Source organism: Comamonas sp. FG99 (assembly GCF_057808605.1).
Window position 1 is genome coordinate 87357 of record NZ_JBMDII010000005.1, and the last position, 20795, is coordinate 108151.

At 64.8% G+C, this 20795-nt stretch carries 21 protein-coding genes; 2 read left to right on the forward strand and 19 right to left on the reverse strand.

Annotated features, from left to right (window positions below):
- Positions 1-6: 6 nt before the first annotated feature.
- From ACODRX_RS05110 to ACODRX_RS05130, 5 genes are read right to left on the reverse strand one after another with little or no spacing between them, the layout of a single operon-like run.
- Positions 7-684, reverse strand: coding sequence for a c-type cytochrome (locus tag ACODRX_RS05110; RefSeq protein ID WP_488869969.1), 678 nt, complete (start codon positions 682-684; stop codon positions 7-9).
- Between the two features lie 34 nt (positions 685-718).
- Positions 719-1045 (reverse strand): NIPSNAP family protein, encoded by a 327-nt coding sequence (locus tag ACODRX_RS05115; protein ID WP_488869970.1) that lies wholly within the window; start codon positions 1043-1045, stop codon positions 719-721.
- Positions 1042-2349, reverse strand: coding sequence for an acetamidase/formamidase family protein (locus ACODRX_RS05120; protein ID WP_488869971.1), 1308 nt, complete (start codon positions 2347-2349; stop codon positions 1042-1044). Before ACODRX_RS05120 ends, ACODRX_RS05115 begins: the two co-directional genes overlap by 4 nt.
- Positions 2350-2392: 43 nt before the next feature.
- Complete coding sequence (locus ACODRX_RS05125; protein WP_488869973.1) at positions 2393-2923, reverse strand: GlcG/HbpS family heme-binding protein; 531 nt, start codon at positions 2921-2923, stop codon at positions 2393-2395.
- A gap of 36 nt (positions 2924-2959) precedes the next feature.
- A complete protein-coding gene (locus tag ACODRX_RS05130; RefSeq protein ID WP_488869974.1) occupies positions 2960-4012 on the reverse strand; it encodes a porin in 1053 nt (350 codons plus the stop codon).
- 299 nt (positions 4013-4311) lie between these two features.
- Here ACODRX_RS05130 and ACODRX_RS05135 point away from each other — a divergent pair, with 299 nt between their 5' ends.
- Positions 4312-5283 (forward strand): Bug family tripartite tricarboxylate transporter substrate binding protein, encoded by a 972-nt coding sequence (locus tag ACODRX_RS05135; RefSeq protein WP_488869976.1) that lies wholly within the window; start codon positions 4312-4314, stop codon positions 5281-5283.
- Between the two features lie 76 nt (positions 5284-5359).
- On the opposite strand, the gene ACODRX_RS05140 is transcribed toward ACODRX_RS05135, so the two are convergent.
- The 3 genes from ACODRX_RS05140 to ACODRX_RS05150 are packed head-to-tail and all read right to left on the reverse strand — an operon-like array spanning position 5360 to position 8119.
- Positions 5360-6433: an Ldh family oxidoreductase gene (locus ACODRX_RS05140; protein ID WP_488869977.1), complete on the reverse strand. Its 1074-nt coding sequence runs from the start codon at positions 6431-6433 to the stop codon at positions 5360-5362.
- Positions 6430-7332 carry an alpha/beta hydrolase gene (locus tag ACODRX_RS05145; RefSeq protein WP_488869978.1) on the reverse strand — a complete coding sequence of 301 codons (903 nt, stop codon included), beginning with the start codon at positions 7330-7332 and terminating at the stop codon, positions 6430-6432. The genes ACODRX_RS05140 and ACODRX_RS05145 overlap by 4 nt, the downstream gene beginning before the upstream one ends.
- A gap of 25 nt (positions 7333-7357) precedes the next feature.
- The gene (locus ACODRX_RS05150) at positions 7358-8119 is read right to left on the reverse strand and encodes an alpha/beta fold hydrolase (protein ID WP_488869979.1); all 762 of its coding nucleotides are present in this window, start codon (positions 8117-8119) and stop codon (positions 7358-7360) included.
- Between the two features lie 219 nt (positions 8120-8338).
- Between ACODRX_RS05150 and ACODRX_RS05155 the strand changes: the two genes are divergently transcribed.
- Positions 8339-9157 (forward strand): helix-turn-helix domain-containing protein, encoded by an 819-nt coding sequence (locus ACODRX_RS05155; protein WP_488869980.1) that lies wholly within the window; start codon positions 8339-8341, stop codon positions 9155-9157.
- Positions 9158-9213: 56 nt separating this feature from the next.
- On the opposite strand, the gene ACODRX_RS05160 is transcribed toward ACODRX_RS05155, so the two are convergent.
- The 11 genes from ACODRX_RS05160 to ACODRX_RS05210 form a co-directional block, all read right to left on the reverse strand.
- The gene (locus ACODRX_RS05160; protein WP_488869981.1) at positions 9214-9954 is read right to left on the reverse strand and encodes an aspartate/glutamate racemase family protein; all 741 of its coding nucleotides are present in this window, start codon (positions 9952-9954) and stop codon (positions 9214-9216) included.
- A 78-nt stretch (positions 9955-10032) separates the two neighbouring features.
- Positions 10033-11127 (reverse strand): porin, encoded by a 1095-nt coding sequence (locus tag ACODRX_RS05165; protein WP_488869983.1) that lies wholly within the window; start codon positions 11125-11127, stop codon positions 10033-10035.
- A gap of 328 nt (positions 11128-11455) precedes the next feature.
- Positions 11456-11737, reverse strand: coding sequence for a YciI family protein (locus tag ACODRX_RS05170; RefSeq protein WP_488869984.1), 282 nt, complete (start codon positions 11735-11737; stop codon positions 11456-11458).
- Between the two features lie 48 nt (positions 11738-11785).
- A complete protein-coding gene (locus ACODRX_RS05175) occupies positions 11786-12979 on the reverse strand; it encodes an amidohydrolase family protein (protein ID WP_488869986.1) in 1194 nt (397 codons plus the stop codon).
- A complete protein-coding gene (locus ACODRX_RS05180; protein ID WP_488869987.1) occupies positions 12976-14058 on the reverse strand; it encodes a sugar phosphate isomerase/epimerase family protein in 1083 nt (360 codons plus the stop codon). Before ACODRX_RS05180 ends, ACODRX_RS05175 begins: the two co-directional genes overlap by 4 nt.
- A gap of 62 nt (positions 14059-14120) precedes the next feature.
- A complete protein-coding gene (locus ACODRX_RS05185; RefSeq protein WP_488869988.1) occupies positions 14121-14936 on the reverse strand; it encodes an ATP-binding cassette domain-containing protein in 816 nt (271 codons plus the stop codon).
- Positions 14926-15942 (reverse strand): ABC transporter ATP-binding protein, encoded by a 1017-nt coding sequence (locus ACODRX_RS05190; RefSeq protein ID WP_488869990.1) that lies wholly within the window; start codon positions 15940-15942, stop codon positions 14926-14928. The genes ACODRX_RS05185 and ACODRX_RS05190 overlap by 11 nt, the downstream gene beginning before the upstream one ends.
- An 8-nt stretch (positions 15943-15950) precedes the next feature.
- Complete coding sequence (locus ACODRX_RS05195; protein WP_488869991.1) at positions 15951-16799, reverse strand: ABC transporter permease; 849 nt, start codon at positions 16797-16799, stop codon at positions 15951-15953.
- Positions 16799-17851: an ABC transporter permease gene (locus tag ACODRX_RS05200; RefSeq protein WP_488869992.1), complete on the reverse strand. Its 1053-nt coding sequence runs from the start codon at positions 17849-17851 to the stop codon at positions 16799-16801. The genes ACODRX_RS05195 and ACODRX_RS05200 overlap by 1 nt, the downstream gene beginning before the upstream one ends.
- Positions 17848-19449 carry an ABC transporter substrate-binding protein gene (locus tag ACODRX_RS05205; protein WP_488869994.1) on the reverse strand — a complete coding sequence of 534 codons (1602 nt, stop codon included), beginning with the start codon at positions 19447-19449 and terminating at the stop codon, positions 17848-17850. Before ACODRX_RS05205 ends, ACODRX_RS05200 begins: the two co-directional genes overlap by 4 nt.
- A gap of 213 nt (positions 19450-19662) precedes the next feature.
- Entirely contained in the window at positions 19663-20631 is a 969-nt protein-coding gene (locus ACODRX_RS05210) for a LysR family transcriptional regulator (RefSeq protein WP_488869995.1), read from the reverse strand.
- Between the last annotated feature and the right edge of the window lie 164 nt (positions 20632-20795).

Here is a 20795-nt window from a genome sequence, read left to right on the forward strand (position 1 = left end):
CCGCACTCAGCGCATCTGCGCCAGGAAGTCGGCCACCGCCTCGATGTCTTCCGGCCTCAGGTGCGGCGCGATCATCGTCATCAGCTTGCCGCGCCCGCCGCGATTGGCCTCCCAGTGGCGCAGCTGGTTGGCCAGGTAGGCCGGCTGCTGCCCTGCGAGAGCCGGGAAGTCAGGCGCCATGCCTCGTCCATCAGCCCGGTGGCAGGAGGCGCAGGCGGGCAGGTCGTTGGATGGATTGCCGCTGAAGTAGATCTTCTTGCCGGCCTCCACCCGCGCGGGATCGCGGGGCTTGGCGGTGAGCGGCCGCTGCTGGGCGTAGTAGGCCGCCACGTCCAGTATCTGCTGCTCTTTCAAGGCGGCCGCCAGGGGCTGCATGATGGGGCTTGAGCGGTGGGCCCGCTGCCCCGCCGGCGCCTGGAACGCCCGCAGCTGCTTGGCCAGGTATTCCGGAATCTGCCCCGCCAGGCGCGGGTAGTCCGGCATCGTGGGGTTGCCCCCCGGCCCGTGGCAGGCCGCGCAGGTCTGGTTGGCGATGATGGCGCCTTGCTCGGCGCGCCCCTTCAACGGGGCGGCGGGGGGCGCTGGCGGACTTGCCGCAATGGCCGTGCCCGCCAGGCTGCATGCGCCCGCCAGCGCAATGCCGGCGAACGATCCGCGGATGCCAGGGTTTCTCTGCTGCGTCATGTCTGTCTCACCTCTCGAGGGTTGTCTGCGGGATTCATCCCAGCGGCTGCACCGTGGGCGACCAGGGCATGGGCCTGAGCAGGCGGCTTTCCTGCTGCACCACCAGGCCCTGTACCTGCTCCAGGTACTGCTGCCAGCGCGGATCGCGCTGCAACCGGCCGCGGCGGGTGTTGCGGTCTTCGAAGCTCTCGAAGGCCCATTGGTGCACCACCTGGTTGAGCACGCCGGTTTCGCTCACGAAGTAGCCCGCCAGGCGCTGGTAGATATCGCGGTGCGCCGGCAAACCGAGGCTTTCGTAGGCGGCCAGAAAGCGCGGCAGGGCGCCCGGGCCGAGGGTGTAGGTGCGCTGCTCGATGATCACGATCCGGTCCTGGTCCGGCGGGAGATGGCGGCGATCTGATCGGCGCTGAATACGCTCTTGGGCACGATGGCGTGCACTCCCTTGGGCGGCACATTGCTGTACACCGTCTTGAGCTGGTGGGCGTACTGCGTCACGCGGACGCTGCCCGCGATGCTGAGCAGGGAATACGCTTCGACGCGCTCGATCTGCGCTGCCGGGGCGAGCCAGTCGATGGCGTGCAGCAGCGATTCGGACAGCGCATCTTCCAGGGTCTTGCCATAGCCCATGCTGATCCAGTGCGTAGGCGTTTCGGCCAGCAGGCTCTTGAGCGGCGAGCGCTTGTGCAGGATGTACTGGATGCGCATGTCCTCCATGGCCGTTTCGATGGCGGTCTGGTTCACCACGCCGTCGCCCTGCGCCGCGTGCGAGTCGCCGGTCCAGATCTGGCCGCCGGCGCGCTGCACGGGCAGGAAGATCGAGCAGCCTTCATTCAACTCGCGCAGCACGATGTTGCCGCCATAGGCGCCGCTCAGAATGCCGCTCACCGGCTGATCGCCCGCCGGCATCGCCGCGATCACCCCTTGCGTCGGGCGCAGCGCATAGGCGATGCCGTTCTTGAAGCTTGCCTGGGTGCGGTCGGCGTCGAATTTGAAATACTGCAGATACGGCTGCTTGAACTCGGTAGGCAGGGCGCCCACACCCATCGGCGCGCTGTTCCAGCCCCACTCGATGGGCCGCAGCCTCAGCATGCGGCACTCGATCCAGTCGCCCGGCTCCGCGCCGCGTATCGCAACCGGCCCGACCAGCGAGTAGGGCCCGGCGGGATAGCGCTTGCGAATCGGCTCGCGCTCGTCGAACGCCATGCCGTACTTGGCTTCGTCCGCCCAGTTCACCCAGGTGTTGGGGTAGTGCACCCAGTCGCCCGAGTCGATGGTCACCGCGGGCGGCGCCTTGGGGTCCATGGCGCCCACGCGCACCGTATCCTTGTTCGAGGGCAGCTCATGGCGCCGGCCCAGGGGCACGCCATCCTTGAAGGGTTCGGGCGTGGCGCCGCCATGGGCCGGGTCCGCGGAGGCGCTGGCGCAGCCCGCCAGCGGCACCAGCGAGCCCAGTCCCAGCAGGGCGCCCCAGTTCAGCGCCGCGCGGCGCGAAGGCGAGCGCAGCGATTTGCTGCGTTCGTCGGCCAGGCGGCGCACGGCTTCGGAGTCGATGCCGTCGCCCTGGGGCATGGCCGCGTCGCCCGCGATCTTGTGGACGCATTCGGACAGGCCCGCGCAGCATTCAAAGCGTGCGTAGCCGCCGGTGGTGGAGGTGGAAGTAGTCATGGTGGATTTCCTGCAGGTGGATGGGTGCCGGCCAGCCGGCGGTCTAGGGTTTTTCCGAGGCGCCGATGGCCTGGATGCCGGAGCGCCCGGCGTCTTCGTCCAACTGGGACGATGCCGCGCTGGCGCCCACGGCGCCGATGAGTACGCCACCCTTGTAGATCGGCAGCGAGCCTTGCGATGGGAACATCGGCCCCCCGTAGGACAAGGAGCTGATCTGCCCGAACACGATGGGATTGGCCTTGTAGCGCTCCATCAGCTCCTTGCCCGATACCCCGCCCGTGGCCACGCTGGCAATCGCCTTGCCGCGGGCCACGTCGAAGCTGCCGAATGGCACGCCATCCATGCGGGCGGCCGCGACCACGTAGCCGCTGGTGTCGACCACCACCACCGACATGCTGGCCTTGTGGGCCCGCGCATAGGCGGTGGCGCCTTCGATGACCTTGATGGCCTGCGCAAGCGAAATGTTGGCGACCGCCACCGTGCCCTCGGGCTGGGCGGCCAGCGCGCCGCTGCCGGCCGCCAGCAGGCAGGCGCCAGCCAATGCGCGGCTAAGTTGGGTGTTGAATCCTTGCATGTTGCGTATTTCCTTGGGTTGGGGGAGCGCGGAGGGTCAGAAGCGGTGCCGGACGCCGATACCCAGAATGCGCTGCTCGATGAGCGGGTTGCGCTGCAGGTCGCGGTAGGCGATGGCATACACATCGGTGCGCTTGGAGAGGATGTAGTCGTACGAAAGCGACCAGACCCGGCGCTGGCTCGGCGTTGCGGCGCTGTCGTCGCGGATGCTGGAGTAGGCATAGGCCGCCGCAAACTTGCCCGGGCCCACGGGTATGCCGGCGCTCAGCTCGTAGGCCCGGCGCCTGACGTCCTGCGACGAGTTGTATGCATAGCTCTCATGGCTTTGGTGGGCCTGGCCGTAGACCTGCGCGAAGCCGAAGTCGTAGTTGCCGCCCACCATGTACGACTTCTGCTTGCGCCCATTGTCATTGGCGTTCAGGTTGATCTGGCGCGTGGCCACCCCGAGTCCCCAATGGCGCCCCTCGTAGCGCACCGCGCCGTCGAATGCGCGGTTCTGGTGGCTGTCCGGGCCGCTGCTGACCTCGGTGCCGAATGAGTACAGTCCGTCGATCACGAAGCCGTTCAGCTTCGGCGAGAGGTAGTGCACGCTGTTGTTGAAGCGCGTGTCCCCGAGCACATTGCCCTTGAATACCGTGGCAAACGAGGGGCTGAACGTGGTGGAGCCGGGAAGGGGCGAGTACACGGCCAGATTGATGGCATACGGCGTGACATGGCGGCCCATGGTCAAGCTGCCCCAGCGCGCGGATTCAAGGCCCATGAAGGACGCGCGGCCCCAGAACACATCGCTGTCGTTGCGGCCGGGAACGCCGGTGTCCGCGCGGATGAACGATTCGAGGTTGAAGATGGCCTTGGTGCCGCCGCCCAGGTCTTCGGCGCCGCGAAAGCCGATGAACGATGTGGTCATGCCGCCTGAATTCACGACTCCCGCCGTGCTCGATTTCGTGCTGGCGGTTGCCGTGCGGATCGCGCCGGCGTATTCATCGATGATGCCGTAGATCGACACTTGGCTTTGCGCATGGGCAAGGGGGGCGAGCATGCCCAGCGCGATCGGCGCGAGCAGCAGTTTTCTGGAAGGGCGGGCGAGCATGGGTTGGGTCTCCGTTGGCGAGTTCTTGCTTCTTTGGCCTGATGCGAAGCGCATGCGGCGCCTCGTTTTTCAAGCTGGTGCAAGACTAAACAGCCCTCGGAAAACGCTGGAACCGCAGCTTCCGGCTTCTTACCCATTCGTCCGAGGTTTTTGCCTTGCGCGCATCTTTCGGACGATTGGGTAATTGCCGGGATGCATGCGTTCACAGGCCCTGGCGCCGATTTCTATACTGGCCTGCACGCTTTTCGAAGCCCCGACAGCCGCCATTGGCGGCTTCCCGCTTACCCAGGAGACTCCCTATGCAACGACTTTCCCTCACCCGCCGTCGGCTGGGCCTGACGCTGGCCGGGCTGGTGCTCGCGGCACCTCTGGCCGCCGTGGCGCAGAGCTACCCCGGCAAGACCATCCGCATCATCGTGCCCTTTCCGGCCGGCGGCACCCAGGACGTGCTGACCCGCATCGTGGCGGAGCCGCTGGGCCAGCGGCTCAAGCAGGCGGTGATCGTCGACAACCGCGGTGGCGCCGCGGGCAACCTGGGCGCCGAAGCCCTGGCCAAGGCCGCGCCCGATGGCTACACCATCGGCCTGCTCAGCGGCGTGCACACGGCCAACGCGGCGTTCTTTCGCCATATCCCGTTCAAGCTGGATCAGGACTTCATCCCGATCAAGGCGCTGGGCGAGTCGCCCGTGATCTACGTCGCCAACAACAAGGTGCCGTTTTCGACCCCGCAGGAATTCCTGGCCTATGCGAAGGCGCATCCAGGCAAGATCCAGGCCGGCAGTACCACGAGCTTCGCGATCGACCTGCTCATGATGCAGGCGGGCGTGGACATGCAGTTCATCCCGTACAAGGGCGTGGGCGAGGCGCTGCAGGACATCATGGGCGATCGCCTCGACATCGCCGTGGGGCCCGCTCCGCAACTGCTGCCGCTGATCCAGAGCAAGAAGCTCAAGGCCTTTGCGCTGGGCAGCTCGCAGCGCATCGCCCAGTTGCCCCAGGCGGCGCCGTTTGCCGAAGCGGTGCCCGGCTACGACATCGGCATGTGGTTTGCCCTGTTCGCACCGAAGAACACGCCGCCCGATGTGATCGCACGGCTCAACAAGGAGCTGACCGCGGTTCTGCAGGAGCCGGCCGTCAAGGAAAAAATCACCAGGCAGGAAGTGGATCTGAAGTTCTCGGCCGCCACACCGCAAGAAATCAAGGCTCGCATGGATGCGGAGACCAAGCGCTGGAAGGCGGTGGCGCAAAAGACCGGCAACTACGTCAATTGAGATGGAGCGTTCGGCCCAAGGCCGCATCGGGCACTGCCGGATGCGGCCTTGGGCAATTGCGCGAGGGCCGCGCAGCCTATGTGGACGGCGCCGTATCGGCTTGCCACGGGGCCGGCAGCCCGAGTCGGCCGGCAAGCGCCTGCAAGGCCTTGGCGGTTGGCGCCGGCAGCACGATGCCATGTGCGATGCGGTTGTGCCGCTCGCGTTCGCCGCGCTCGCCTGGCATCAGAATCGGCGCCTGCGAGGCGGCGGGCAGGCGCTTGATGGCCTGGACGAGCTCGCCCATTTCGCGCTGGAAATCCGCCAGGCTGGTGATTTGTGCGATGTCGACGGCGAGCACGAATGCATTCTGGCGATGGCGCCGCTGCGCGGACGGCTGCCCAAGCGCGGGCGCAAGAATGGGATTGGCGCCGAGCAGGCTGCATACCACTTCGGCCATGAGAGCCAGCCCCGATCCCTTGGGGCCGCCCAGCGGCAGCAGCGTCTTGGCGGCGGCTGCATCCAGCGTGGGCGCGCCGCTGCCGTCGATCGCCCAGCCGGGCTGCAGCGGCACGCCGGCCGCCTTGGCCTGCATGAGCTTGCCAAGCGCCACCGCGCTCGATGCCATGTCGAAGGCCATGGGCGCCGCGCCGTGCGCGCCGGGTGCGGCGATGGACAGCGGCGCCGTCGAGACGCCATTGGCCGCCGCGCCGTGGTAGGCCATGTGCGGCCCGGACGCCGCCATGGCGATGCCCAGCATGCCGCGATCTGCGATACGGGATGTGAAGTAGCCCAGCGCGCCGGTGTGGGTGGTGGCCCTGAGCAGGCCCACGCATGCGCCCGCGCGCTGCGCGCCTTCGGTGACGGCCGCCACCGTGCAGTTCATGCCCACCGCACCGGCGCAGCCGTGCCCGTCCACCACCGCCAGCGCGGGCAGGCGGGTGGTGACGCGAGGCTCTGCGGCGCCATCCATTTCACCGCTCTCCAGCCACTGCAGGTAGAGCGGCAGCCGGGACACGCCATGCGAGCCCGTGCCGCGCAAATCGGCCCACACCAGCGCATCGGCTACCTGGGCCGCGCTCGCGGGGAGCATGCCGGCCGCTTGCAGTATCCGGCCCGCCCAGCCTTTGAGCGGCTCGGCCGCCACCCGGTATTCACTGGCATTGCTCATGCCTTGCCCTCCGCCCCGTCGGGGGCCGGCAGCCGGTACAGCGGAAAGAATTTGTTCAGCCAGCGGGCGACCAGGTTGAGCGTGAGGGTGCTGTCGTCGGAGAAGATGAAGTGATCGATGCCGGCCACCAGGTGCAGGTCGGTGGGCATGCCGGCGCGCGAGAATAGGTCGATCGACTGCTGCGTCGGCGTGACCGAATCCACCGCGGGGTGCAGCAGCATCAGCGGGCGCGGCGCGATCTGGCCGACCTTCTCGATCGGCTTGAAATGGTACATGCCCTCGACCACTTCGAACGGGAAATCCATGAAGGAGCCCGCCGGCAGATTGCCGCGCAGCGCGGGTGGAATGGGCACGATGTCAAAGCGCGAGACGCGCATGGATTCCCCCTGCGCGAGCTTTTCCTGCCCCTGGCGGCGCATGGCCTGAAAGCGCTCCCAGGCTTCGGCCGATGCGTGCTGCGCGCGGAACTTGGCCTCGCCATCGCCCCAGCCGCCAGAGGAGATGCAGGCGGCAATGCGCTCGTCGACGCCGGCCGCGTACACCGCAACCGCCGCGCCAAAGCTATGGCCCATGACCGCGATGGCCGCGCCCGCCACCTCTTTGCGGCTGCGCAGGTAGGTGACGGCGTTGCGGGTGTCCTCCACCTGCTCCAGGCAGATCACCCGCGCGCGCTCGCCCTCGCTCTCGCCGCAGCCGCGCATGTCAAAGCGCAGCACGACATAGCCGAGTTTTTCGAACAGGCGGCTCGCCAGCATCACCATGCCGTCTGCCTTGTTGCTGCCAAAGCCGTGCAGCACGATGATGGCGGGGCGGCTGCCGTCTTGCGCCAAGTCGTCGGGGACTTGCAGGACGCCGCTGAGAGATAGTCCGTCGGAAGGGAAGTTGACTGGAATGTCCATGATGGGCTCGCTTGAAGTGGTGTTTCTATTCGCAGAGGAAGCGCTCGATGCTCGTTGCCAGCGCCACGGGCGTTTCATCCATGGGGTAGTGCCCCGCGTTGGCAATCGTCTCGATGCGCGCATGGGGGTACAGCGGCAGGTAGGTGGCCTGCATCACCTCGGCAGTCAGGCCGGGGTCGTGCTCGCCCACGAGGATCAGCATGGGGTGCGCATGGCCGGCAAGGTGCGCAAGGCTCGCGCAGTGGTCTTCGCGCGCCCACGATGCCAGGTAGGCGCCAAACGCCTGTGGTGTGGATTCCTTGAGCGAGTGGGCCACGATCTGCCTGGCCCAGTGGGCGGAGAGCCGGTTGCCCGTGCTGTGGCTGACGATGGCCTCGCGCGCCTGCGCGTTGCCTGCCGCGCTGGAGAACAAGGCCCAGGCAGCGTCGTCGAAGGGCACGCCGGCCGCGGGTACCGGGGTGACGGCCACGAGCTTGCGCACGCGCGCGGGCGCCTGGGCGAGCGCGAGCTGGATGGCCTTGCCGCCCATGGAGTGCCCGACCAGGTCAAAGCGCTGCCAGCCCAGCCCATCGGCCAGGCCCAGTATGTCGCCTGCGATCGTCTGCATGTCGTAGGGGCCGGGTTCGGCGCGGCGCTCGCCATAGCCCCGGCAGTCCATGAACGCATAGGTGAAGCGCTCGCCATCCACCACATTGGCCAGGGGCTGCCAGGCGCTGGCGCTGCCAAACCAGCCGTGCACGGCGATGACATGGTGTGGCCCGTGGCCGGCAATCAGGACTTTGCTCATAGGGATTTGTCTCCAGGTTTGGTGCGGCGCGATGCCGCGCCGCCGGGCGCGCGGGCTGCGTGCTCGACATGGCGTCCAATTTAGGGTCAAAATCCCTGGCGGTAGGCTCCGGGTCATCCGGTGTCTTACCCGTTCGTCCGATTTTGCGATGGGCTATTTGAATCAGCCTGCAACCCAGCAGGCGCAGGAGGCGAGCCAATGGGTCAGGAAGCATCATCCGTGGCAGTGCAGGGGAGTTTTGGCCGGGTGGCGGCGCATTTCACGGGCCGGGCGCTCGTCGAGCATGCGCACCAGGAGTTCAATTTCATCTTCCATATCGGCGGCGCGCCGTCGCCGTTTACCGTGGGGCAGCACCGTTATGTGCTCAACGAGTCCACCGCCATCCTGGTGAATCCGTGGCTGCCGCACGCCAAGCTCGCGAGCGAGGGCGAGATCGTGACCGAGGTGCTGACCGTGCTGCCGGACAGCGCCTGGCTTGCCCAGGCGCTCGATTGTGCCGGCATGCCCCTGGTGCGGCTGTTCCAGCACCCCGACGCGGCGGTGGGGCCCGAGCTGCAACGGTGCGTGCTGCGCCTGGCCGCCGCCATGCGCGCGGGCGCGGCATTCATGGAGTCCCAGTATGAGCCGCTGGTGCTGGAGCTGGTGCAGGTGCTGGCGCGCGACTACGCCGATCCGCCAGCCCTGGCCCAGATGCAGCGCGCCAACCGCCCCATGGATGCCCGCGTGATGAAGTCATTGGCACTGATACGCGGCAAGGCGACGCAGAACCCCAGCCTCGAATGGATAGCCAGCCAGGTCGGCCTGTCCAGGTCGCGCTTTTTCGAGCAGTTCAAGGCCTGCCTGGGCGTTACGCCGCAGCAATACCTCGACTGGGCGCGCATGGGCGTGGCAACCGAGCTGCTGGCACGCGGCGAAGAGAGCCTGGCGGAGATCTCCGATGCGCTGGGCTTTTCGGCACCCAGCCATTTCGCACGCTTTTTCACCCATCACATGGGCGTGCCCCCCAGCGAGTACCGGCGTGGGGTGATCGTGGAGTGAGCGGCGCCGGCTTCAGTGCTGCGGGCCATGCCAGGCTTTGAGGCGGGGCCGCTGCCTCAGATTGGCGCCAGCGCAAAGCCGGACAGCGCCCCCACATATTCCTTGGGCAAGGGCCGCGCAAAGTCGCGGCTCTTGCTGGTGCTCAGGTTCAGGCTCACCAGGGACTCCGCCAGCTTGACGGCGACCGAAACGCCCTCGATGACCGGAACCCCGAGCTCGGCGCTGATATCCTTTGCGAGCGCGGCCATGCCGGCGCAGCCCAGCACGATCACGTCCGATCCGTCTTCGCGCAAGGCGCGCTGGCACTCTTGCACGATCTGCCGAAAGACCTCTTCGCTGCGCTGCTCCAGCGCCAGCACGGGAATGTCGGAGGCGCGCACATTCCTGCAGAAATGCTTCATTCCGTAGCGCTCTGCCAAGTGCCATGCCATTGCGCAAGTCCTTTGGAGGGTGGTGACCACGGAAAAGCCCGTGCCCAGCATGCTGGCGGCGTGCATCGCCGCTTCGGCGATGCCAATGACCGGGCCGGTTGCCAGTTCACGGCATGCCAGGAGCCCCGGGTCGCCGAAGCAGGCGAGCACATAGGCATCAAAACCTGCTTGTTCTCCGAGGCGGATTTCCTCGAGCAAGCCTGGAACGGCCAAGGCTTCGTCGTAGTGGCTTTCTATGGACACGGGCCCCATCCGGGGGCTCACTGCCACGATATCCGTTCCTGGGCTGGCGAACTGGCGGGCGCAGTCACCCATGCTGCGGGTCATGGCAAGCGTGGTATTGGGGTTGATGAGCTTGATGCGCATTTTTCGGGTTGTGGATGTGTGGGGTCAAAGATGGGGTGGCGAGCGCCGAAATGCGAAAACGGGATGTATCCGAAAGCCTCAGAATGCGTGCCGGATACCCGTCTCCACGCCGCTGGAGCTTGCGTTGGCGATGCCGGCCACCGCGCCGTTCACTGTGATCATCGACCCGTGGCGATTGCCGATGCGGGCATAGGTTCCATACAGGGCTGTGCGCTTGGACAGGTTGTAGACATAGCCAAGGGCCCACTTGTCGACCGTGGGCGATTGCGCAACATTGCTGCTCACGCGCGCATAGCTTGCATTGAATGTCCACAGGCCCAGCGGCACGGCAACGCCCGCCAGATAGCCCCGGAGCCGGTATTTCGCGCCGGAGTCGTATGCCGTGTTGCTTTCGTTCAAGTAGGCGCCGGACAAGGTGGCCAGCGGGAACTTGTAGGAAGCGCCCAGGCTGGCGGTTTCGACCTTGGGCAAGCTTGTGGTCGCCGACTGTGCGCCCGCGCTGTGTGCCAGTGCCATGGAGATATCCAAAGGGCCGCTTGCATAGCCCGCCCGTGCGCCGAGGAACCGAATCTGCGAGGTCGGCGACAGTGTCTGCACGCTTTGCTCCTGAAACCCATACTGGATTTGCCCATGAAAGCCTCCCAGGTTGCGCGGAAGATAGTAGCTCACCGCGTTGGATGAACGAATGAAGCCCAGGTTGTTGGCGCCCCAGCCTTGCACGAACGGGGCGCGTCCGGGAATATTGCCGGTGCTGCGAACCTGCTGGATCAGATTGGTTCCTATCCCTGCCGCGCCGAACGGGTCGTAGAGCGCGTCGATCCAGAACGTTGGCGTGAAGTCGCGGCCCGCGCGGATTTCCCCCCAGGGGCCCGACAGGCTGATGGTGGAGCGGCGCATGAAGTTGAAGCCGCTCGCCGAGCCATCGCTCGGGCTGAGTGCGCCTTCGAGCCAGAACGAGGCGGCCAGGCCGCCACCCAGGTCTTCCTTTCCCTGGAAACCGAGCCGGCTCGAGTTCAGATTCGAGTCGGCCAACGCATTCAGTTTTTGTCCGCCTGCCACGGAATAGTGGCTCAAAGAAACGTCGACTACACCGAAAATACTGACGGATTGAGCATTTGCCGAGCCCGCGGCCGCGGCAATCAGCAGCGGCAGGAGTGTGAAGCGTTTATCCATGAACATAGCATTCCTCAAGTATTCATTCACGTTGCAACAAAGGAAATAACCTTAATCAGTCACTGATCTTGCGAACGAATGCCTGATATTGAAAGTGTAGAAATTTGAGTCGCGTCACGGTAATGAATAAATGGGTGCAAGCCATAGCCAACAAGAATATCCCTCGTGAAAACACCAATGGATCATGTGCCGTTGAAAATCCATTCTGGCAACAAAAAATCCTTCAGCCACTTGGAGGGTTGCCGAAGGATAAAAGCCAGTCGCCCAGGGCGTTGAAACGCCTTCGGTGGCTCGCAATGAAATCACGTGAAGGAGTTGGGGGTGAAATCTATCCGATGTTTTTCTTGAATTTCATGATGAAAGACCGCTCATAAATTCCTGCCTTGGTGAATGGATCGTTATTATGGTAATCCACTACCTGCTCGCGTGAATCGGCGTCGATCAACATGAATGTGCCTACATAGACGTCGGCGTTGTCTCCAGCACACAGCGGACCGGCCTCCACGATCTTGATGGCGCCGCTATCCAGGTAGGCCTGGCGCTCAGGCCTGTGTTTCATCCTCAAATCGAATGAGCCGGGTGCGTCAAGGCAAAGCCTTACATAAAGCATGTTCTCTCCTATTTACCGGAAGGGTTGAAAAATAAAAGGCGTGAAAAATCAGGGGGCCAGGAAAACACCATCCCTGGCTACCAGCTTGCCGTTCTTGACCACCAGGTGGCGTACCGGATGCATGGCGACGGCGTGGGCTATGTTCTGCGCCTCGACCACGAACAGATCGGCCCTGCAGCCGGCGCGCAGCCCGTAGTTCTCCAGCCGCATGACGGCGGCTCCGCCATGGGTGCAGATGTCGAGCGCCTGGCGCATTTCGTCGTCGCGGGTGAGCCGGTTGCGCATGCCGATGAACATGGCGCGCTCCAGCATGTCGGCGTTTCCATAGTGCTTCCAGGTATCGCGCACACCGTCGGAGCCGCCCGCCACGCGAATGCCGGCGGCCAGCAGCCGCTGGATCGGGGGCGATGACCAACCGCTCGGGCCTGTGGTGACTATGGCGATATCCAGCTCCACGAGCTGATCGATCAAGGGATTGACGATGTGCGCGCGTTCGGAGCCAAGGCAGAACGCATGGCTGATCGTCACCTGGCCTTGCATTCCCAGCACGCGGGTGCGCTCGAAGATGAGCGACAGCGTCTGCGCTCCCATCTCTTCCGGCTCGTGCAGGTGAATGTCGACGGGGCGGGCATATTTCTGGGCCAGGGAGAAGACGGCATCGAGCTGGCCCTTGGGATCGCGGTCGATCGCGTAGGGGTCCAGGCCGCCGACCCAGTCGCAGCCCAGGGCCATGGCTTCATCCATCAGCTGCGCCGTGCCGGGCCGGATCATCATGCCCGACTGGGGAAACGCCGCGATCTGGATATCGACAAGGCCGCGGTATTTCTGCTTGGTGGCCAGCACGCCCTCAAGACAGCTCAGGCCATTGTGCGTATCGATATCGACATGGCTCAAGATATGGGTCGTGCCCTGGGCAACCGAAAGCTCCACCTGCCTCGCCGATTGCAGCGCAGGGTCGATCTGCCAGAGCTTGCGCGCCAGGCGCTCATGGTCGATCTTGTCCTGAAGCGTCGGGCCCACCGTGTTTTCGCGCCACGGCATACCCCACAGTGTTTTGTCGAGGTGCGTGTGCGCCTCCACCAGCCCGGGCAAGACCAGCATTCCCGTCACGTCCTCGACGAGCGCGCCGGGGGGCGGCTGCACTTGAGCGTCAATCCGTTCGATGATTCCATCGCGGATCAGCACATCGGCGAATGCTCCGCCATTGACGCGCCCGCTCTGGAGCACAAGGGCGCGGCTCATGCGGCGCCCAAGCCCGCAGCGGCGTATTCCGGAACGCTGCGCATGGGCAGCGCGTGGAAGGCGCAGATGTTGCGGATATGCGCAGCGGTCTTCTTGATGTTCTCAATGGTCTGCACATAGCCGGGGCGCAGCGCATCGAACGATTCGAAATCCGCGACTTCACCAGATGCAATGCGCCGGTCCCCTTCGGCAACCAAGTCCATGAAGGCTTCGAGCTCCTCGGAGGTCAGGTCCGGATGTGCCGCCTTCCACTCCTCGTCGTAGATGTCGATCCGCATGCGTACCGGGGTGCGCGGGCGGTCTTCGTAGGACGAGTCGTTCTCGATCGAGAGGTTCAGGTCCGGCTTGTGTGCCGCCAGCAGCGGAAGAATGGCGCCGAAATCCACCGAGCCTTCGCCGCAGGGGCGCATCTGGTATTTCACTCCGGCCGCTTCGCTGCCCACCAGCGCGTCCTTGATGTGCGTCTGGCGCACATAGGGCGCGACCCGCTTGGCCGCGTATACGGGATGTTCGGTGCGCTGCAGCACGTTGGCAGAATCGAACACGATGCCCAGCACGTCGGGGCCGACGGCTTCGACCAGCCGCACAATCTCGAAAGTGGTCGCCTCTTCGTGCGTTTCGATGTTCAGGTGAATGCCCAGATCCCGGGCCATGGGCGCAAGTTTCCTCAGCAGGCCCTCGGTGGCCTTGAGCTGCTCGCTCCACGATACATCGGTGCGGAAGCGATCCGTGGAGTACTTGCCGACGAATGCGGTCTTGTAGTTGGCCATGGCCACCCACAGCTCGCGGCAGTCAATGGCCGCACAGGCCTCCATCAAGCGCCGAAAGCCACGTATCACATCGCCATCTCCGGCCAGGCGGATCTCCGGCGTTTCGGGCAGGGCATAGGGGTTGACCTTGCCCAGGCCTGTCTCCAGGTACATGTCCAGGCTGTCCGCCTTGGCACGGATTTCCTTGAGGAACCCATGGTCCAGCCGAGGGGACATCTCCAGGACCGTGCGGAAGAAAAGGCCGTCCATGCCAAACTTCCGCGCGTGCTCGAAGCTGGCGATCGGGCCTTGCTTCTGTGCTTCGGGCATCTTCTTTCCATCTATTCCAAGTCTCATTTTCCATCTCCGGGATTGGGGGGCTTTTCTCTGTCTTACTGGCGCATCAAGCTGCGTTGCCCGTGTCTTTGCCGCGCCAGGTGCGGGTCGGGGATGGGTACGGCGCCCAACAAGGCTTGCGTGTACGCATGCGCGGGTTGCTCGAACAATTGCCGCGCGGGTCCGCTCTCCACGATGACGCCCTTGTGCAGTACGTGAATTTCGTCGCACAGATGGCGTACCACGGCGAGGTCGTGGGCAATGAACAGCACGGTGAGCCCCATGGCCTGCTGCATCTCCTGCAGGAGGTTGATCACTTGGGCCTGCACCGATACGTCGAGAGCCGAAACCGGCTCATCGCAGATCAGCAGCCGGGGCCGCATGGCCAGTGCTCGGGCAATCGCGATGCGTTGCCGCTGGCCGCCGGAAAACGAATGGGTGTATCGCGGCATATCGGATGCGCCCAGCCCCACCATCTCCAGCGTTTGCGCCACCAGCTCGCGCCTGCGCCCAGGATTGCGCTCGATGCCATGCACCAGCAGGCCTTCGCCGACGAGATCCTCCACCGTCATGCGCGGATTGAGGCTGGCAAATGGGTCCTGGAAAACGGGCTGGACTTCGCGCCGAAAGCGTTGCATCTGCGATCTGCCGGCGCTGAGAACATCCATGCCGTCGTACACGATGTGGCCGCTGTCCGGCCTCATGAGCCGCAGTGCGCAGCGGATCAGGGTGGTCTTGCCGGAGCCCGATTCACCCACCAGTCCCACCGACTGGCCCGCGGCCAGGCCCAGGCTGATGTCGCCCAGCGCCGTTGCCCATCCACCCCGGCCATCGGAAAACGATTTGGAGACATGTCGCATCTCAAACAGCATGGCTGGCTCCCAGTGCTTGCGCGTGGTGGCAAGCCACCTTGTGTGGTCCGAATGCGCGTAGTTCAGGCACTTCGCTGCGGCAGGCGGCGCTGGCCATATGGCAGCGCGGATGGAAGGCGCAGCCTTGGGGGCGCGCACTCGGTGCCACCGGCAGTCCCGGCACGGCCACCAGCTTCTCGACATGCCTGTCGATTCGAGGCACCGCATTGAGCAGGCCCTGCGTATAGGGATGCCAGGGGCGTTCGAACAATTCATGCACTTGCGCATCCTCCACCACGCGGCCCGAGTACATCACGACCACGCGGTCGGCGAACGAGGCCACGACGCCCATGTCGTGGGTGATCAGGAGCACGGAGAGGTTGCGTTGGGTGGCCACGTCGTCGAGCAGGTCCAGCACCTGCTGCGCGATGCGCACATCGAGCGCCGTCGTGGGCTCGTCGGCGATCAGCAACTGAGGCTGGCCGATCAATGCCATTGCCAGCACCACACGCTGGCGCATGCCGCCGGAGAACTCGTGCACATAGGCCTTCATCCGGTTTTCGGCATCCTGCACGCCCAGCTCCCGCAGCATGTTCACGGCTTGTTCGTGGGCCAGGCTCCGGTGGGTTCCGTGCACGAGCAGGGTTTCCATCACTTGGTCGCCTATGCGCATCACCGGATCGAGCGAGGTGAAGGCATCCTGAAAGGCCATGCCGATCTTGCGGCCGCGCACCTGCGCCATCTGCCGCTCCGGCAGCTGCAGCAGATCCAGGCCATCGAGCCGGATGAGGCCGCTGGTCGCGAGCCGGCGATTGAGCCGCAGCAGCGAACGGGCAGTCACCGACTTGCCCGAGCCGGACTCGCCCACCAGGGCGACACGTTCGCCTTTGCGAATGCGAAAGCTCACCCGATCCACGAGGCGCGTCTGCCCGCCCGCCGCGGGCAGGTCGACGCACAGGTTCTGCACGTCGAGCAATACCTCGCCGGCGCCTTGATCGTCGGCCAGCATCGGTTGTACGGGGTTCAAGGGGTGATTCATGCTTTGCCTCCCAGGCTCGGATCACGGCGCACTTGGAGGATGTCGCCGAGCAGGCCAAAACCAATGGCCGCCAGCGCGATGGCCGCGCCAGGCGCCGTCACCACCCACCAGGCATTGCTGACATAGCCCTTGGCCGAGGCGATCATGGCGCCCCACTCGGCGCTGGGCGGCTGCGCGCCAACGCCGATGAACGACATGCCGGCGAGCACCAGTACCGCGCTGCCGATATCGCCCGCCCATTTGACGATCAGCACATCGAGCGAATTGGGGAGCACATGCCGCGTCATCAGGCGCCACCGCGACACACCCATGGCCTGTGCACCGACCACGAATTGCGCAGTCATGGTCTGTCGCATGATTGCGCGCAGCAGGCGCGCCGTGACCGGCCAGCCGGTGATCGCCTTGGCGACGATGGCCGAGGTGAGGCTTGGCCCCATGGCCGCGGCAAAGCCGAGTGCCACCACCAGGCCGGGCAGCGCCAGGCCAATGTCGGTAATGCGCATCAGCACTTCATCGAGCCAGCGCGGCCCTATCGTTGCCACCGTGGCGACAACCACACCGATGAGCGAATAGAGGGCCACGATCAGCGTCGCAGAGAGCAGCGTGGCTCTGGCGCCGGCGATCACCCGCCAGAACACGTCGCGGCCCTGGTCATCGGTGCCGAACCAATGCATGGCACTGGGTGCCTGCAAGGCACTGCGGATATCGGACTGGTAGATGGCGTCCGGCGCCAGCCACGGGCCGGCGATGGCCAGGGCCGCCAGCAGCACGACAAGCAGGATCACCATGCGGTCAAACACGGACAATGACCCGAAGAAGCGTCTCACAGCGAATGCGCGGCTCATCAGGATCCCTTTTGAAACTGCGCTGCGCGCACGCGTGGATCGACCAGCAGCAGCACGATATCCACCAACATATTGCTCAAGCACACCATCACCCCTACAAAAAGCACGGTGCCCAGCACCGCATAGGTATCCTTTTGCTCCACCGCATTGGTCAGGTAAGCGCCCACGCCTTGCCGGCCATACACGCTCTCCACCAGCACTGCGGAGCCCACCATCACGCCCAGAAGCACGCCCGCCAAAGTGATCGTCGGGCCGGTTGCATTGGGCAGCGCGTGCCGCCACATGATGCGAGCGCCGGAGGCCCCCTTGGCCCGCACGGGGACGATGAAGTCGCTTTCGAGAATCGAGATCAGCGAAGTGCGCAATGTGCGAAAGAACTGGGCGGCAAAGAACGGCGCGAGCGCCAAGGTGGGCAGCACCAGGTACCAGGCAGCATCGCGAAACGCAGGCAGGTTTCCCGCCAGCAGCGCGTCGATCGTGGGCATGTGCGTCAGCTCGGGCACCATGTACTCCAGGCTTTGCTGACCCGAGATCGGAAACAGGCCCCAGCGGCTCGCGAGCACGAACTGGGCGAGCAGGGCCAGCCAGAATGCCGGCATGCCGCCTGCGGCCGTGGCGATCACGCGGCAGATGCGATCAAACGCGCCATCGCGCCAGGTGGCGGCCGCCACGGCAGAGGGCACGGACACCAGCATGCTGAACACCAGTGTCACCACCACCAGCTCGATCGTCGCGGGAAACACCTTGGCCAAATCGCTCATGACGGGCTGCAGCGTGCTGGTGGAGGTGCCCAGGTCGGCCTGCAGCACCCGCCCCAGGAAGTGCACAAACTGCACGGGCACCGGCGCATTGAGCCCCAGCTTCTCGCGCACCGCTTGCACCTGTTGCGGCGTTGCCTCCGCGCCCGCAATCACCTGGGCTTCGTCGCCAGGAATCATCTTCACCATGGCGAACACGACCACGACCAGGCCCAGCAGTGTCATGCCCATGACAGCCAGTCTGCCGCCTAGGTAGCGCAGGTAGACCGAGCGGTGAAAGGCGGGCGCGCTCATGGCTTGGCCGCCAGCTTCAAGTCGGCCGGAGCCAGCGGAAACACCACGCTGTTCACCTGTGGAACCTGCAGTTTCTGCGGCCGGTACACCACGGGGCGTCCCACGGTGTACAACGGCATGATGACCGAGTCCTTGTCGATGATGGCCTGCACCTGCTTATACAGATCGCAGCGTTGTGCCTCGTTGCCGGAGCCCATGGCCTTGCCCAGCAGTTCATCGACCTTGGGATTGGCATAGGCGCCACGGTTGGTGCCGATGGCATCCGACTTGTAGCCACGAAGCAGCACCGCCCCAGGGTCCGGGAACTGCGTGAAATCGTCGAGCAGCATCATCTGCGGAATGGTCTCGATGCGTGCCGTGCTCGCCATGTAGGCGGCAAAGGAGATGGGTTCGAGCTTCAGGGTGATGCCGATTTCGGCAAGATTGGACTGCAGCAAGGTGGCTTCAAGGCGCTGCACTTCCACCGTGGGCTGAAAGCGCATCGTGAGCGTGATGTTCTCTGCCTTGGCTTCCTTCAGGAGGCGCCTGGCCTCGGCGAGGTCGCGTTTTGCCTGGGGCAGATCCGGCCTGCAGCCCATCGTTGACGGCAGCGGTCCGTTGGCGATCACGCCATTGCCCTGGCGGATGCCGGCAAGGCCGCCTTCATAGTCGTAGGCCAGCCGGATGGCCTTGCGCACCCGGGAATCTGCCGTAGGCCCCGACCGTGTGTTGAAGAAGATATTGGTCTGCAGGTTGGGCTTGAGGCGAGCGTCCTTCACCAGGCCCTCCTGGTCCATCATCGCTGCGTCGCGGTACCCCATCCCCAGTACGGCCAGGTCTACATTGCCTGCGCGCAGCTCATCGCGCTGTGTCGATCCTTCGTCGATCCGGCGGAACACAATCGCTTGCGGGTGGCCCTCCGACTTCTGCCAGTACCTGGCGTTGCGGACCACCATCACATCGTTGCCCCGGCGCGTGGCGAAGGTATAGGGGCCGCTGCCTGCATCGTGCGATGTCAGCCAGGACTGGCCATCGTCGCTGCCCGCATTCGCCTTCACGAGCTTGGAGTTCAGGATGTAGACCTTCGACAGCGCGCCCAGGAAGACAGAGGCGGGCCTGGTCAGGTGGATGCTGAGATGGAGTGCATCCTTCACCTCGGTCCTGTCGTAGCCGTCGATCTGCGAAGCGATACCCAGGCCAAGGCGCCGCAGCCGGTCCAGCGTGAAAGCCACATCCGCGGCGCTCAGCTCCGCACCGTCGTGGAACTTCAAGCCGGGCTTCAACTGGATGCTGACGGATTTGACGTCGTCCGACACCGAAAAGCGCTCGGCCAGCGACCCCACCAAATTTCCAGACGCGTCGTAGGTGACCAGGGTGTCGTACAAGGTGCTCGCCACGAAGCTGGTCTGCGCATAGTCCGTACGCATCGGATCAAGCGTGGCGATGACCCCGCCGTTGGCAAAGACGACCGTGTTGTTGCGATTGAGCTGCTGCGCCTGCGCGCCGCCGCCATGCAGCGCCGAGAGGGCGGCCGCGGCAATCACCAGCGCGGGCATGCCTGCCGCGCGTTTTCTCACCTTGGGGGCAAGGGCGATCGTGGGTAAGTTGCGGTGTCTCATTTCTTGTGCTCCTGATGGGCTGGATTTCTCAAGGTAAACAGCGATGAAGGGAAGTCTAGGGAAGCGGTGCGGCTTGGGAAATTGAAAAAATGGCGCGCCGCCATAACCAGTCGGAATGCAAGGGACGCGCCGCGGGCTGCCCATGTGCAAGGCAGCTGCGGAGAATCTGGCTGGGGCAGGGGGCAGTGGGGATCGCGCAGAAGGCGTGCCAGACTATGGCGAAGTGCGGTTGGCCACTTCCTTCAGGCACTCGATGAGAATCCGGCACGCGGGCTTGAGCTCGCGGTCAGTGGGGACCGTGAAGCCGACGGCGCCGGCACTGCCTGCGGCATTGGTGTCGAGGATGCACAGCACTCCCAGATCGACGAACTGCTGAATCGTCGACCGCGACATCATGGCAACTCTGGGCGCAGCCATCATCAGGCCGATGTTGGCCAGCATGGATGGGGACTCCACCACATCGCGCGGCACCGGCAGCTGGTTGCGCCGAAAGTAGTTCTCGACGGCAATCCGCGATGGCGAATCAGGTACCGGCAGAATCCAGGCGGCGTCCTTGAGCATGTGGACATCAAAATCCGCGCTGCCATCCTGATGCCGGGCCCAGAATTTCGTGCCGCCGACGAGGCAGAGGCTTTCCTCGAAAAGCACTTCGTGGCGCAATGAAAACGCGCTGGCCACCATTTGGTATTGGTCGGGGAGCCGTCCCACGGCAATGTCTATCTTGCCTCCGGCGAGCGCGGAATAGAGCTGTACCGCATCCGACTCCTGCAGCGTCACCTGCACGTCGGGCACGCTTTGCTTGAGCGCAACCAGGCTCAAGGGCAGCAGCTTTGCCGAAGCACCCACCAGCGTGCCGACCAGCAGGTGGCCGCTACGCCCTTCCTGAAAGGCATTGACGTCTTCCGTCATGCGCTCGAATTCGGCCATGATGGGTTTGACCCGGCGCCCGAGCAGCATGCCCAGCTCCGTGGGGCGAACGCCGCGGCTGGAGCGCTCGAACAGGGCGCCTCCCAGATTGCTTTCAAGCTCCTGGATGATCTTGGTGATGGCGGGCTGCGTCAGCGCCATCTCGTTCGCCACGCGTTGCAGCGACCCCGTCTCCAGTGCGCGCTCAAATACCATCAATTGATGAAATCTCAACTTTCGACCGAGGGAAAGCTTGGACCAGCGAAAGTTGCGCATTTACACAGTGTTCATAAGGGGCATCTTCTAATGTAACCAAGGCGGCGGGTGCTGTCATCGGGGCTTGCCCTCGCAGGAGTCCGCTGCGCTACAGCAGGCATGGAAAAAATGCATTTGAAGAATGGAAGTGATAGGAAATCCATTCGGGCCGCCCGCTTTTCCGG